This is a genomic window from Humibacter sp., from assembly GCF_051954055.1.
Taxonomy (GTDB): Bacteria; Actinomycetota; Actinomycetes; order Actinomycetales; family Microbacteriaceae; genus Humibacter.
In genome coordinates, this window is the sequence record NZ_JBQCIE010000017.1 from 47975 (window position 1) to 62314 (window position 14340).

12 protein-coding genes and 1 tRNA gene are annotated in these 14340 nt (G+C 65.6%); 5 read left to right on the forward strand and 8 right to left on the reverse strand.

Annotated features, from left to right (window positions below):
• Window positions 1–5: 5 nt before the first annotated feature.
• Genes ACTHNC_RS01720 through ACTHNC_RS01735 form a run of 4 tightly spaced genes read right to left on the reverse strand, consistent with a single transcriptional unit; the run spans window position 6 to window position 5373 of the window.
• A complete protein-coding gene (locus ACTHNC_RS01720; RefSeq protein WP_440292860.1) occupies window positions 6–1706 on the reverse strand; it encodes a dihydroxyacetone kinase family protein in 1701 nt (566 codons plus the stop codon).
• Window positions 1707–1717: 11 nt separating this feature from the next.
• Window positions 1718–2764, reverse strand: a complete 1047-nt coding sequence (locus ACTHNC_RS01725; RefSeq protein ID WP_440292861.1) for a substrate-binding domain-containing protein — start codon at window positions 2762–2764, stop codon at window positions 1718–1720.
• Between the two features lie 48 nt (window positions 2765–2812).
• Window positions 2813–3805: an ABC transporter permease gene (locus ACTHNC_RS01730; RefSeq protein ID WP_440292862.1), complete on the reverse strand. Its 993-nt coding sequence runs from the start codon at window positions 3803–3805 to the stop codon at window positions 2813–2815.
• On the reverse strand, window positions 3802–5373 hold the full coding sequence (locus ACTHNC_RS01735; protein ID WP_440292863.1) for a sugar ABC transporter ATP-binding protein: 1572 nt from the start codon (window positions 5371–5373) through the stop codon (window positions 3802–3804). The genes ACTHNC_RS01730 and ACTHNC_RS01735 overlap by 4 nt, the downstream gene beginning before the upstream one ends.
• Window positions 5374–5516: 143 nt before the next feature.
• On the opposite strand from ACTHNC_RS01735, the gene ACTHNC_RS01740 reads away from it, so the two are divergent.
• The 4 genes from ACTHNC_RS01740 to ACTHNC_RS01755 all read left to right on the forward strand — a co-directional run bounded on the left by ACTHNC_RS01740 (window position 5517) and on the right by ACTHNC_RS01755 (window position 9865).
• Window positions 5517–6458 carry a sugar-binding transcriptional regulator gene (locus ACTHNC_RS01740; protein WP_440292864.1) on the forward strand — a complete coding sequence of 314 codons (942 nt, stop codon included), beginning with the start codon at window positions 5517–5519 and terminating at the stop codon, window positions 6456–6458.
• A gap of 1 nt (window position 6459) precedes the next feature.
• Window positions 6460–7866: a xylulokinase gene (locus ACTHNC_RS01745; RefSeq protein WP_440292865.1), complete on the forward strand. Its 1407-nt coding sequence runs from the start codon at window positions 6460–6462 to the stop codon at window positions 7864–7866.
• Window positions 7867–7940: 74 nt separating this feature from the next.
• Window positions 7941–9395: a purine-cytosine permease family protein gene (locus ACTHNC_RS01750; RefSeq protein ID WP_440292866.1), complete on the forward strand. Its 1455-nt coding sequence runs from the start codon at window positions 7941–7943 to the stop codon at window positions 9393–9395.
• Complete coding sequence (locus tag ACTHNC_RS01755) at window positions 9392–9865, forward strand: nucleoside deaminase (RefSeq protein WP_440292867.1); 474 nt, start codon at window positions 9392–9394, stop codon at window positions 9863–9865. Before ACTHNC_RS01750 ends, ACTHNC_RS01755 begins: the two co-directional genes overlap by 4 nt.
• A gap of 193 nt (window positions 9866–10058) precedes the next feature.
• Here the strand turns inward: ACTHNC_RS01755 and ACTHNC_RS01760 are convergent.
• Window positions 10059–10131: transfer RNA gene (locus tag ACTHNC_RS01760), tRNA-Ala, on the reverse strand.
• A 311-nt stretch (window positions 10132–10442) separates the two neighbouring features.
• Here ACTHNC_RS01760 and ACTHNC_RS01765 point away from each other — a divergent pair.
• Window positions 10443–11105: a GntR family transcriptional regulator gene (locus tag ACTHNC_RS01765; protein WP_440292868.1), complete on the forward strand. Its 663-nt coding sequence runs from the start codon at window positions 10443–10445 to the stop codon at window positions 11103–11105.
• Window positions 11106–11128: 23 nt separating this feature from the next.
• Here the strand turns inward: ACTHNC_RS01765 and ACTHNC_RS01770 are convergent, their stop codons facing one another.
• The 3 genes from ACTHNC_RS01770 to ACTHNC_RS01780 all read right to left on the reverse strand — a co-directional run bounded on the left by ACTHNC_RS01770 (window position 11129) and on the right by ACTHNC_RS01780 (window position 14338).
• Window positions 11129–12385 (reverse strand): MFS transporter, encoded by a 1257-nt coding sequence (locus tag ACTHNC_RS01770; protein ID WP_440292869.1) that lies wholly within the window; start codon window positions 12383–12385, stop codon window positions 11129–11131.
• 64 nt (window positions 12386–12449) lie between these two features.
• The gene (locus ACTHNC_RS01775) at window positions 12450–13667 is read right to left on the reverse strand and encodes an amidohydrolase family protein (protein WP_440292870.1); all 1218 of its coding nucleotides are present in this window, start codon (window positions 13665–13667) and stop codon (window positions 12450–12452) included.
• Between the two features lie 62 nt (window positions 13668–13729).
• Window positions 13730–14338, reverse strand: coding sequence for a hypothetical protein (locus ACTHNC_RS01780; RefSeq protein ID WP_440292871.1), 609 nt, complete (start codon window positions 14336–14338; stop codon window positions 13730–13732).
• Window positions 14339–14340: the final 2 nt, after the last annotated feature.

Consider the following 14340-nt stretch of genomic DNA (forward strand, 5'->3'; position numbering starts at 1 on the left):
GATGCTCAGCGAACCAGCAGTTCGTCGAAGGCCCCGACGATCAGGCTGAAAGAAGTGGCTCCGGCGTCGGGAGTGCCGATGCTCTTCTCTGCCAGAGGTCGTGCGCGGCCCTTCCTCGGTGTCAACGCCGCCGTGGCCGCGGCGGCGGATGCAGCAGCACTGGCCGCGTGTCGCCATGCAGCGTCGATAGTTAGCCCGTCCTCGATCGCGGCAGACAATGCCTCGCTGAAGGGTGCGAGCGCGTCGAGTAGCGTCTTGTCTCCGGGCGCGGCGCCACCCAGCTCGACGATCGCCGTCTGGAATGAGGCGACGGCGTCTACCGCATCGGCGGCGCCGTATTGAGTAGCATCATCGCGCAGCGCTCGCCCTGCAGCTTCGAGACCCGCACCCCAAAGCACGCCAGAAGTACCACCAGCCGAGGCAGCCCAGGCCCGCCCCGCTCTGCGCAGGAGCCACCCCGGTCCTGCCCCGTCCCGACCGCGGGTGGCGGCGGCGGCCGCGTCGGCACCTTTGACCATTCCTCGGCCATGGTCTCCGTCACCCGCGACGGCGTCGATGCGGCCAAGTTCTGCTTCGTGGGAGTGCATCGCGCGAGCGATGATGGCGAACCCCTGCGAGACCATGGTGCCGAGGTCGGCTGCGGCGGGCGATGCGGCCGGCGGCGTGATTTCGTCCTCCCCATCGATCACGGTGTTGACCGGTCGTAACTTGGCCAGCGCTCTCGACTGCTTGCGATAGGCGGGTGTGTAAGCGTCCGCGCGCCAGACTCTCTCCAGTTGGTCGTCCAACCACATCAAGGTGAGCGAGCATCCGCCCATGTCGAGGCTGGTGACCAGCTCGCCGACCTCGGGCTCGATGACGTCCAAGCCCTCGGCGCGCAGCAGGGGTGCGATTTCGGACCAGAGCAGGAAGAGCTCTTCGTATTTGGTTGTTCCCAAACCATTGACAATGACGGCGACCCGGTTCCCCTCCGGTCGATGCTGGTCCGCCAGGATCGACCCCACGAGAGATTTCGCCAGCTCCGCCGCAGTTGCAATGGGAGCATCATGGATGCCCGGTTCACCATGGATTCCGAGGCCGACACCCATCTTGCCGTCCGGGACGGTGAAAAGGGGCTGGGCGGCTCCTGGCATGGAACAGCCGGAGAAGGCCACGCCGAAGCTTCGCGTAGCTTCGTTCGCCGTGCGGCCAATGGCCTCGACTTCGTCAATGTCGAGGCCCTCAGCGGCGGCGGCACCCAACGCCTTGAACACGGTGAAGTCTCCAGCTATGCCTCGACGCATGACGGGGTCGTCGGCGGAGGCGATGTCGTCGGTGACGACGACTACCCGGGTGTCGATTCCCTCACTACGAAGTCGATCGGCGGCGATGCCGAAGTTCATCACATCGCCTGCATAGTTGCCGAACGCGAGAATGACGCCCCGACCCTGGTCCGCTGCCTTCGCAACCGAGTAGACCTGCGCGGCGGAAGGTGATGTGAAGATGTTGCCGACAACGGCACCCGACGCTAAGCCGGGACCGACCAGGCCGCAGAAAGCTGGATAGTGTCCCGAGCCGCCGCCTACGACGACCGCGACGATCGGCTCGGCGCGGCGGTGGGAGACCGCGCCACCGGGCACCCCTCGTAGCCTGTCCGAGTACAGGTCGAGGAATCCGGCGAACTGGTCGTCGGCGAAGTCGGCAGGGTCGTTGTAGACGACGGTCATGAGACGCTCTCCTACTTGGTCTGCCCAGGAAGGCCCTCGTACGCGATGTTCCCGGTCTTCAGGTTGCTGTCGACGAGAGCTGGCAGGCGCTTGAGGAAGGTGTTGTTGTCGGTGACGACGTTCTTGATGGCCGCATCGACGTTCTTCGAGGTGATCCCCGGCATCGTGTAGGTGAGGTTGGTGTTGACCTTCTCCTTCTTGGCCAAGCGCTGCGCGACCGCGAGGCCGGTCGCGAGCTCCACCGTTCCGTGCTGCAGCGAGGTGCCGATCATCTGCCCGGACTTGACTGCGTCGAGCCCGTCTTGAATGCCGTCTATGCCCACGACTTTGACGCCGCTGAGATTCGCCTGCTTGAGTGCCTGGAGCGCGCCGATGGCCATATCGTCGTTCTGCGAGATCACGCAGTTGATCTGCGAGCCGAACGCGGAGATCCAGTTGCTCATCTTGTTGACGGCCTGGTCGCGATCCCAGTTGGCCGTGTCCTTCGCGAGGAGCTTGACTCCCGGATTCTTCGCGAGGACATTGTCGATGCCCTTGCCCCGATTGATCTCAGGCGAGCTGCCCAACGGGCCCTCGAGCTCGACGCAATTCCCCTTGCCACCGATGGCCTGCATCATCTGCGTCGCTTCTTGCTCCCCAGCGGCAACGTCGTCGGGTTGGACATTGGCGTCGAGGCTAGAGCCGGACAGCGCAGTGTTCACCGCGATGATCGGAATGTGCGCGGACTTCGCGGCTGCGACCTGAGGCTGCAAAGAGTCCGCCTGTACTGGAACGATGATGATGGCGTCCACGTGCTGGTTCACGAATTGGCTGACCTGGTTTGCCTGCGTGGAGACGTCGTTGTTCGCAGAGTTCCACTCGAGGGTGATGTTGTTGGCCTTGGCGTATGCCTCCATGCCTTGCTTTCCCTGAGTGATGAACGAGGACATGTTGTACACCGAGACACCGACGGTCACGGCGCCCGACTTCGCCGTGGGGTCGCCGGCGCCGCAGCCGGAGAGTGCCAGCGTCGTGCACGCGGCGACGACGCCGGCCGCGAGAATGGTGCGCTTCTTCATGAGGATTGTTGTCCTTCTTCTTCGAGGGGTTGGTGCGGATAGGCTGGGTCAGCGACGGTGTCGGCCGGCCCACACATCGACGCCGACGGCGGCGACAATGATCACTCCTTTGATGACGTCCTGCCAGTAGGCAGGAACGAGCAGGAGGTCCAGGCCGTTGTTGATGGTCTGGATGAGCAGCAGGCCGATGGTCGTGCCCCACACGGTGCCGCGTCCGCCCGCCAGGCTCGCGCCGCCGATGACGACGGCCGCGATGGCGTCCAGCTCGTAGCCGGACCCGAGATTCGGTGCGCCGGTGATCACTCGGGAGGAGAGCATCAAACCCGAGATTCCGGCCAGGAGGCCGCTGATGGCGTAGACGCTGAACAGCGTGCCTCGGGTGCGGAGTCCTGCGATCTCAGAAGCCAGCCGGTTCCCGCCGACCGCGTACACGCGGAGGCCGTAGGTGGTGCGATGCATGACGAACGCGAACACCAGGATCGCGACGATCATGAGGATGACGGGAATCGTGATGCCGAACACGGCTGTGTTCGCGTAAGCGCCGTAGCTTGCTGTCAGCCCGTTGATCGGTGCTCCGTTGCCAATGGCGTAAGCGAGTCCCGATCCGAGCGTCAGCATTCCGAGTGTCGCGATGAACGACGGAACGTTCAGACGGCTCACTACCAGTCCATTGATACATCCTGCGATCACCCCGACGAGTACAGCCGTGACGAGTGGCACGAGCAGGTTGCCGCTGACATTCTGGTCGGCCCATGCCGCAGCCATCGCACTCACCGCGATGATGCTGCCCACCGACAGGTCGATGCCACCCGTGAGGATCACGAGAGTCTGGCCCAGCGCAATGAGAGCGAACGGTGCGGCCGCAATGAGGATCGTCACGACGTTGTCGAGCGTGGCGAACCGTGCGCTGCGGTAGGCGAAGAACGCCACGATCAGCAGCATGACCACGACCATGATGTGCCGCAGCAGGAAGTTGCCGACGACCGGTGCCCAGACACGGTTCGTGTCCTTGGCCACCACGATGGGCGCTGAGTTGGTCATGGCGCGATCTCCTTCGAATCCGCGGATGTGAGAGTGTTGGTCGACTGGCCGGACGCCAGCCGGAAGATGGTGTCGGATGCCTGTGGTGTCGCGAGTTCTGCTGCGGAGAGCTCGCCGACGACAGTTCGGTTGCGCAGCACGAGGGTGCGATGAGAGAGGCTCAGGATCTCGGGGAGGTCGCTGGACGCCATGACCACAGCGACGCCGGAACGGGAGAGCTCGGTGATGATCCGATAAATCTCGCTGCGCGCGCCCACGTCTACGCCGCGAGTTGGTTCATCCAGAAGGAGCACGTCGACTTTGCCGCTCAGCCAACGCCCGAAGACGACCTTCTGCTGATTGCCGCCGGAGAGGTTCTCCATGTGCTGGCTCAGACCGTTGCTCTTGAGCCGCATGGATGACATGACCTCGGCGATAGCGTCGCGTCGGCTCCGTCCCCGCAGAAGGCCCAGGCGGCTGAACGCGGCCATGCGAGGCAAAGTCGCGTTGTCCAGCACGCTCAGCGACAACACGGCACCAGCACCCTTCCGGTCCTCCGGCACGATCGCGACGTTGCGGCCGATCGCTGCCTGGGGCGTCTGCCTGTGCAACGTCCGCCCTGAAATGGCGATGGTGCCGGAGACCGGTTTGCGGATCCCGTAGATCGACTCGATGAGCTCGGTACGACCGGCACCGACGAGTCCAGCAAGTCCTAGAACCTCGCCCTTGCACACATGAAGGCTCAGAGGCTTCGCGCCATGCTCGATCACGAGGTCCTTGACCTCGAGAACACGTTCAGAGCCGGGCTCGGGCAGCTCCGGGAAGAGCTGGTCGAGTTCTCGCCCGATCATCGCGGTGACGATCTCGTCATCCGAGATCTCACCGAGTGCGGCATCCGCGATCAGCGTTCCGTCGCGAAGCACCACGACGCGGTCGCCCATTGCCCGGATTTCTTCCATCTTGTGCGTCGTGAACAACACCGCCACGCCTTGGTCACGCAGAGAGCGCACGATCTCGGCGAGCCGGGATACTTCTCGTTCGGCGATGGCACTTGTCGGCTCATCCAGAAGCAGAACCCGCGCGCCACGGCCGGTCGCCTTGACGATCTCGATGATCTGGCGGATCCCCACAGGGAGAGTGCCCATCCGCGTAGTCGGATCGAGTTCCAGTCCGAATCGCCCCAGTTGCTTGCGTGCCTCGCGGATCATTCCCCGGCGGTCGAGCGTGCCCAGCCAGGTGCGCTTCTCGCGCCCAATGAACAAGTTCTCGTAAACGGAGAGATCCGGGATGGATGCGAGCTCCTGCGGCACGATCGCAACACCCAGTTCGGTGGCAGCGCGGGCGTTGCCGGCTGACAGCTCCGCTCCTCGAACTGACACGATCCCGTTGTCGGGCTTGTATTGGCCCGATGCGATCTTCATCAACGTCGACTTGCCGGCGCCGTTCTCACCGGCGAGCGCCGTGACCGTCCCGGCCTTCAATTGAAGGCGTACCCCTTTGAGAACGGGAACTCCACCGAACGATTTGTGGATGTCGTCGCAGGCAAGCATCGCCACATCGGCATCGACATCGGCATCTGCAGTAGGCACGACATGCTCCTTTGCTGCGTCGCCGGATCCCGGCTGACAGCATCAGTATCAGAACATCTGCTCACTCGTGCAAGTTCAATGCTCACATGTGCACTCCAGATTTATCCATCTCGCGTATGCTCAGATGAGCAAGGAGGCATGGGATGACGCAGCAACCGGGACCCGGACGTCAGGTCCAGATCGCTCAGATCGCGACCGAGTACTACCTGCATGGGAAAACACGAGTCGAAATCGCCGAGGAGACCGGGCTGAGCCGATTCAAGATCGGACGCCTACTCGACGAGGCCGTCGAGGCCGGAATTGTCCGCTTCGAGATCGCGAGTACAACTGGCGTCGATCTCGCACTATCGGTCAAGGTCAAGGAACGATTCGACCTTGAGCACGCGGTAGTCGCCTCTGTGCCAGTCGATTCGGACAGTGCGATGCAGGAAGGGCTCGGAAGAGCAGCCGCCGCGCTGCTCGCGGAGATTCTCACCGATGATGACGTCCTCGGTCTCACGTCCGGGCGCACACTGAACGCGATGGCTCGCGCGATGCACGGATTGCCGTGCCGTAACGTCGTTCAACTAGCGGGCATCGCCGGCCCGTTGCAGCAGAGCGGACTCGAGGTCATCCGGCGAATCAGCGCATTCGACGGGGTCCGCCCTTGGCCCATTTACGCGTCGCTAGTCATGAGCGATACGCAGGCTGCGGACGGGGCACGAAGGCAGCCCGACGTACGACAAGCATTCGATCAGTTCAAACGGGTCAGCGTAGCTGTAGGAGCCGTCGGTTCGTGGGTCCCGCGAAACTCGCTCATGATGGAGAATCCCGCGCTATCGGAGTCAGATCGAAAGAAACTCATCGCGCGTGGCGTCGTTGCCGAGTTCGCAGCGACCTTGGTCACAGATTCGGGCGAAGTCATTCACGATCTCGAATCCCGGTGCCTCGCGATCTCCGAGAACCAGCTGCGTACGGTTCCCACCCGGATCGCTGTGGCCGGCGGCCCCAGCAAGAGTCGCGCGATCCGCGCAGTTCTGACCTCGGGCCTTGTCAACTCCCTCGTGACGGATTCCGCGACGGCAGAGCGGCTCCTGGCGGTCTGACATGAGAACGACACGACGCGTCGCAGGCATCGATTCGTCCACGCAGAGCTGCAAGCTCGTCATCCTTGACGCCGACACTGGGGAGCTCTTGCACTCCAGCGCTCTGCCGCATCCCGACGGCACCGAACTCGCGCCGCAGCGCTGGTGGGACGCCTTCGAGGGCGTAGGCGCCACGAATCTGACTGATATCGACGCTCTTGCCATCACGGCGCAACAGCACTCCACCATCTTCCTCGACGGGAACGGCGAGGTCATCCGTGACGCCATCCTCTGGAATGACAGCCGCGCAATCTCACAGGGCCTTTCCCTGCGTGCTGCTCTCGGGCCCGGCTGGTGGGCAAGGGAGATCGGTGTCCTCCCGGGCGCCGCACACCCGATCTCCAAGCTGCGTTGGCTCGCGGAGGCCGAGCCGGAGCACGCCCAACGGCTTCAGTCCGTCATGCTTCCGCATGATTGGCTCACCTGGAACCTGCGCGGCGGAGCGCGAGCCGGCGTGGAGCCGACCACGGACCGATCGGACGCATCGTCAACGGGATACTGGTCCCCCACGCTCAGGGAATACCTCCCGGATCTGATAACTCTCGCTCTCGGTCATAACGTGAGAGTCCCGCGAGTGCTCAACCCGAACGAGCCCGCCGGACATCTTCCGGGCGGCGTTCTCGTCGCACCAGGACTCGGCGACAACGCAGCTACCCACCTTGGGCTTGGGAGCCTCGTCGGAGAAGTCGTTGTGTCGATCGGTACGAGCCTGACGATCTCTGTGACGTGGCCGAACCCACTACGGGACGAGACAGGACGGGTGGATGACATGGCGGATGCGATGGACTCCTATCTTCCCATCGTCGTCAGCCTCAACGGCGCCAGAACGCTCAGCGCTACGGCCCGCATGCTTGGAGTGAGCCTGGGAGACCTTGACCGACTAGCTCGCGAGGCGGCCTCGGATGCATGTGGCCTGACCTTCCTCCCGTTCCTCGACGGCGAACGAACGCCGCTGTTGCCGGGATCTACGGGCAGCCTCGTCGGCCTGACTCGCGAATCGATGACAGCAGAGAACCTCGCCAGAGCAGCGATTCTCGGAATGGCGAACTCGGTAGCACAAGGACTCGAGGACCTGCAGCTCGCCGGAGCACGTTGCGATTCCATCACTGTTGTTGGAGGCGGCGCCAGATCATCAGCTCTTCGACAGGCAATCGCAGACCTGACTGGACTAGACGTTGCTTACCCACAACCGCTCGAATATGCGGCTCGGGGAGCCGCTTACCAGGCCGCTCGCATCGCCCATGGGACCCTTCCTCGGTGGAAGCGCACGGTCCAAGAGCACCACCGTCCGGCGTCTCCGCTTTCGTGGGTCGACAGAGTCCGCGCATCCCATCGCGAGGTTTGTGCCCGCCTTTTCCTGTCCGCTTAGCGCCATTCTTGAACGTACGGCCGCACAGCAAAATGAAACAGCGCCGAAACGGGCGGAATCGCTATCGTTGCGCCATGACCGTGACCGCTTCCGCGCGCCCCACCACCATCGAACCCGGCGGAATCGAGTCGATCCCGATCGACAAGCGGCACGGTTCGCCGTGGCAGCTGCTCGCGACCTGGTCGGCGCCGAACCTCGAATTCGCGACCGTGTTCGTCGGATTCATCGGCGTGGCCTACTTCGGGCTCGGCTTCTGGCAGGCGGTGTCGGCGGTCGTGCTCGGCAACGTGCTCGGGGCCGCGACCCAGGGCATCCTGTCGTCGTGGGGTCCGCGCGAGGGCCTTGCCCAGCTCGTACTGAGCCGTACTGCGTTCGGCTTGCGCGGCAACATCCTGCCGGCCGCCATCAATACGGTCATGGCGGGCCTCGGCTGGTTCGCGGTCAACTCGGTCTCCGGCGCACTCGCGCTCACGACGCTGACCGGCATGCCCGCATGGTTGTCGCTCATCATCATCGTCGTGCTCGAGGTGGCGCTCGCATTCGTCGGCCACGACCTCGTGCAGGTCTTCGAGCGTTACGCGAGCATCGTGCTCGGGGTCGTGTTCCTGCTCGCCACCGGCGCCGTCTTCATGAACCCCCACGTCGGTGCCGCGATAGCAAGCCACCACGGCTTCAGCTTCGCCGGCTTCACTCTGACCGCGTCGGCCGCGTTCGGCTACGCCGCCGGCTGGAACCCGTATGCGTCCGACTACAGCCGCTATCTCCCGAAGAATGTCAGTCCCGTCACAACCGCCTGGGCCGCCGGCCTCGGCAACTTCGTCTCCTGCACCGTCCTGATGGCCGGGGGCGCCGCGGCCGCGCTCATCGCCAACCCCGCCGCGCTCCCCACCGACGCCTACGTCACCGGGATGCCCACCTGGATCGGCGATCTCACGCTGATCGGCATCGCGGTCGGTGCCATCGCCGCCAACGCCCTCAACGTGTACTCCGGTGCGATGTCGTTCCTCGCCGCCGGCGTGCGTATTCCGTTCTCACTCCGTCGAGCGATCATCGCGATCGGATTCGGCATCCTCGGGTTCGTCATCGCGCTCATCGCGGTCATCAACTTGGACTTCTACAACAACTACGACAACTTCCTTCTCGTCATCGCGTACTGGATCGCGCCGTGGCTGGGGATCGTGTTCGTCGACCGGTTCCTGCGGCGCGGCACCGCGATCGCGGCGTTCATCCCCGACAAGGCGCGCTACCGCAACCCGGCGGGCATCCTCGCGCTCGTCATCGGTGGCGCCATCTCGATCTGGCTGTTCTCCAACCAGACCTTCTACTCCGGCTTGATCGTGCGACTCACCACGCCGGCCGGGAAGGATGCGACCTCAGCGATCGGCGACCTCACGCCGCTGGTCGGCTTCGTGCTCGCCGGGCTGATCTACCTGATCCTGTTCCACGTCTTCAAGCCCAAAGTCGGCGGTCCCCTCTCCGAAGAGCCGGAAGTCGTGGTCGGCGTCGACGCTGCGGATGACGTCGCATGAGCGCGCCGATCGTCGGTGCGGTGTACGCCACGGACGCCGAGAAACTCGACGTGGCTCGCTACGAAGCCCTCGCGGGCCGCGGCGAGGGCGGCATCCCGATCGGGGCCGCACTCTTCGACGAGAACGACCGTTTGCTCGGCTCGGGACGCAACCAGCGCGTGCAGGGCGACAACCCAGCGCTGCACGGTGAGACCTCGGCGTTCCTCGCCGCCGGGCGGCAGCGATCGTACCGACGCACCACGATGGTCACGACGCTGTCACCATGCTGGTACTGCTCCGGACTCGTGAGGCAATTCGGGATCGGTCGCGTGGTCATCGGCGAGAACACCACGTTCTACGGAGGCGAGGACTGGCTCCGTGAGAATGGCGTAAGCGTCGATGTCTTGCAGGATCCCGACCTCATCGCCGTCATGACCGAATTCATCGCCGCCAACCCCGACCTCTGGAACGAGGACATCGGCGAGGAGTAGAGACGGTGGCGGCACGGGGCCCGTCGCGGCGTGGGCCCACCCAAGGGTTCGAATCGCGGTACCGATTAAGTGATTGAGGGCCCCCGCCGAGCGGGGGCCCTCAAACACTTTGGTGTTCGGCGCTGCGCGCCTCAACACTCAATCGCTCAGTCCGAGAGCAAGCAAGCTTGCTCTCTTCCTTCGCTCAATCGTGTGGAGCTACGGGGATTCGAACCCCGGACCTTCTCATTGCGAACGAGACGCGCTACCAACTGCGCCATAGCCCCAAGTGCGTATGAGACTTTAGCACGTTGCGCAGTCACACTCGGAATCGGTCAGCGCCTTCACAAGGGTGGGTGGTCCGACGAACTTGTGGAGGCTCGTGGTCGCTCCGGCGACGGGAAACGGCCACAAGCGTCCATTATTCCGGGGCCCCCCTCGGAGTCGAGCCGACGCGCCCGCGAGAGGCGGATTCCGGTCCCGGATGGTGGTTTCCGGCGTGGATGATGACACGTTCGGACAGGAAGTCCCGACACGCTCGTCACGAGCGCCTGGTATACCAAATGAGCATGATGCCGCTGGGTGCGAGGATGGTGCGGTGACCGCGACGACTCCCCGTGAACCGGAAGCCGTGCGCGTCGCCGCCCGGTTGCGCGACGACATCCTCGACGGAGTACGACCCGCGGGGAGCAAGCTCGTCGAGAGAGACCTCGCCGCGGAACTCGGCGTGAGCCGGGTGCCGGTACGCGACGCGCTGAAGACGCTCGAGTCGGAGGGCCTCGTCACGCTACGGCCGAACACCTGGGCGGTCGTGCGCGAGTTCACGCCCAGCGACATCGCCGATCTGCACGAGGTGCGCGAAGGGCTGGAGGCGCTGTCGTTCCGGCTGGCGACACAGCGCCACACGCGCGAGGGCCTGGAACGCTTGCGCGCGGCCGTGAACGCCGAGCTCACGGCTGCCGAGCGCGGCGACGTGGTCGCAGCCCGGCGCGCTGCTGCGGACTTCCACGAGATCGTCACCGACCTGGCAGGCAACCGCCTGCTGTCGGAAGTCGAGCTCGTGCTGCGAAGCCGCATGCGCTGGCTGTTCGGACAGCACGACGACGTTGCCCTGATCGCACGGCAGCACGCCGAACTCCTCGAGGCGATCGCGCTGCGCGACACCGACCGGGTGCTCGACCTCGCCGCCGAGCACCTCGAGAAGGGGCGCCGCCAGCAGGCCGAGCACGATGATGCCGCGAGGCAGTCCGACACGCGCTGACCCTCTCGCGAGGTCGTCGTAGTTTACGGATGCCCCGCCCGCGCGTCCTCAGCGGCTTCGGTTGCCCTCGCACCGGCATCCGGTTCACCCACCTTGAGCAGCCGCGGAACGCGCAGCACGAGCACGATGAGCGCGACGATCAGCAAGATCGCGGCGACGAGCGTCGTCATGGCGACCCCGACCCGGTCGGCGATGGCGCCGAGCCCAAGCGTGGCGACCGGCATGACCCCGATCGCGAGCTCCTGCACCCCGAGGGCGCGCCCGTGAACCGCCGGCTCGGTCGCGAGCAGGAGCAAGGTGGTCTGCAGCACGCCGAACGCCGCGCTGGCGAGACCGATCAGCGCCATCAGAGCGAACGCGGCCGGCGGCCACTGCAGCTGAGAGAACACCGCCCAGCACACGGCCCACGCCATGGTGCCGAAGACGAACAGCGCACCCTTGCGGCGGAAATCGCCCATAGCGGCGATGATCAGCGAGCCGATCAGCCCGCCCACGCCGGCGAAGGTGAGGAGGGCGCCGAGCCCCGCGGCATCCAGCTGCAGACGTTCATCGGCGAAGACCGGCATGAACGACTGGTAGATCGGCCACAGCAGGATGTTCGCGGCTACCGTCACGAGCAGCACGGCGACGGCGATGCGGTTGCGCCCGATGACCCTCAGGCCGCTGGCCACCATCGCCAGAACCGGTTCGTGTTCGGCGTGCCGTGTCTGGCGCACTCGACGCAGCGGAAGCAGCAGCACCAACGACAGCGCGTACCAGGCGGTCGAGATCCACAGCGCTGCGGGTGCCCCGAGCGCGGCGATCATCGCGCCGCCGATGGCCGGGCCGATCACCTGCGTCACGTTCAGCGCCAGCGCGTTCAACGCGTTAGCGTTCGAGAGGTTCGCTGTTCCGACGAGATCGAGAACGAGGGATGCCCGCGCCGGCTGAGAGGGCGACTGCGCCAGCCCGATCGCGAAACCGCCGGCGACCAGACCCCAGTACGACAGGATGCCCGCCGAGGCGAACGATGCCACGACCGAGACGACGATCACCGCCCAACCGCACATCACCATGAGCAGCACGACACGGTTGTGCCGGTCGGCGAACGCTCCGGCGACCGGTCCGAGAAGCATGGGTGCCAGACGCGCGGCGGTGAACACCGCCACCGCGAAGTCGGAGTGCGTCATGTCGAAGGCGAGCCACCCCAGCACGAGTGTCTGGGTCCAGACGCCGCCGAAGAAGAACAGGTTCGACAGCCAGAGGCTGCGGAATGCCGGGTTGCCGCGCAGCGATGCCATCGCCGCCCGGACGCCCCGGCGACGCGCGCGCTGCCGATTCTCTCCGATCAAGACTCGACGCCCTCTAGATCGTCAGTTCGCCGGCACGCGCGACGACCCGGCCACCCGCGATGACGAGCTCTCGGCGGGGATCGCGCACGAGCGCATCCTGCACATTCTGGGCGTCGACGAGCACGACATCCGCCCTGTCGCCGACCTCGAGCCCGTGGTGCGATCGGTGCACGAACGCCGCAGCCTCACCGGTGGCCAGGCTCACTGCGCGGGCGAGATCCTCATCGTTGTGCATGCCGTGCAGCCGCGCGAACGTCAGCGCCACCTTCAGCAGGTCGCCGTCGCCGAACGGGTTCCAGAGATCGCGGATGCCGTCGGTCCCGAGACCGAGACGGATGCCGCCCTCCGACATCGCGCGCCACGGCAGCGGCTGGGTGCGCACCGGAGCGACGGTGGTCCACGAGATGCCCGCCTCCGCGAGCCGGTGCAGCAGTTCCTGCTGGGCGACGCCCTTGGTGTCGCCGATGGCGAATCCGTGCGCGATGTTCACGCGCCCCTGGGCCCCGACGGCGAGCGTGCGGTCGATGATCAGCTCGAGCTGGAAAGCGCCCAGTTCGTTCGGGTCGTGCAGGTGGATGTCGAGTCCGGCGCCCGTGCGATCGACGATGTCGAACAGCCCGTCCAGCTGAGCGACCGGATCGCGATCGATGCCGGCGGGATCAAGACCGCCGATGTTCCTGGCACCGAGCGCCACGGCCTCCTCGAGCAGCTTGAGCACGCCGGGACGACGCACGACGCCGTCCTGCGGGAACGCCACCAGCTCCACCTCGACCGCGCCGCCCAGGTTGTCGGCCGCCGTCAGTACGTCTTCGACCGCCTTCAGCCCGAGCCCCAAGTCCACGTCGACGTGCGAGCGCGTCGCCGTCGTGCCGTGCCGGAGGAACTCGCGCAGCACGAGCTCTGCACCACGAGCCGACGGGATGCCGAGCTCGTCGCGATGCGCCCGCTCGTGCGCAATCCTGCCCTGCGTCGTCGCCTCGCCGCCGTACGGCACCCACTCCCGATCCCACCACGACTTGTCAACGTGGGCGTGCGCGTTGATGAGGCCAGGCAGCGCCAGCATGCCCCTGCCGTCCTCGACGACCGCTTCGGGATGAGCGACCGCTGCCGTTCCGGACGGCACGACCTCCGCGATCCTGTCGCCCTCGATCACGAGGTCGACGGATGCCTCGCCGTGCGTGACGGGGAAGGCGGGACGGATGCCGGTCAGAATCAGGTTCGGTTCACTCACCCGCAAATGGTATACCAAACGGTCGGTCTCGGCGAATTGCCCGTGGCGGGGACGCTGCCGGCCTACTGCTTCGAGCGCTGGACCTTGACACCGTTGACGTCTGCGAACCCGGGCAGCGTGACGTCCACCGACGTCACAGAGGCCGGCAGCGGCGGCACGACGGCGTAGAGCACCTCGCCGTTGCCGTCGACCTGGTACGGGAGGTCGCTGCACAGGCACGAGTTGTCGCGGCCGTCGCCCTCGATGGGAACGTAGGTGTAGGGCCGGTACGTGGTCTTCGCCCTCGGATCGACAACGCCGAGCAGTCTCGTGTCGGACAGCGGCGGATGCGAGAGCTGGAACGAGGTCGTGAGCACCGCCTGGTCCGTGGCGCTCTTCAGCCGCCACACGACGAGCGTCTCGTCCGTCATCGCCTTCACCTGAAGCACCTGGGCGACCACCTTCACTGTCGCGCCAGGGCCGTCCAGCGTTCCGTTCGACGTGCCCAGCACGGGGAGGTCCTTGGCCTTCGCCATGACCTTCGCGATGGCATCCTTCACCGGCATCTCCGTCGCGCCTGCGCTCGGCATCGCCGAGGCTCTGGACGACGGATGCCCCGTAGCAGTGCACCCGCACAGGGCCAGAACGAGCGCCGCGGCGGCTGCCGCGACGACGAATGGGCGTGTCTTCACCT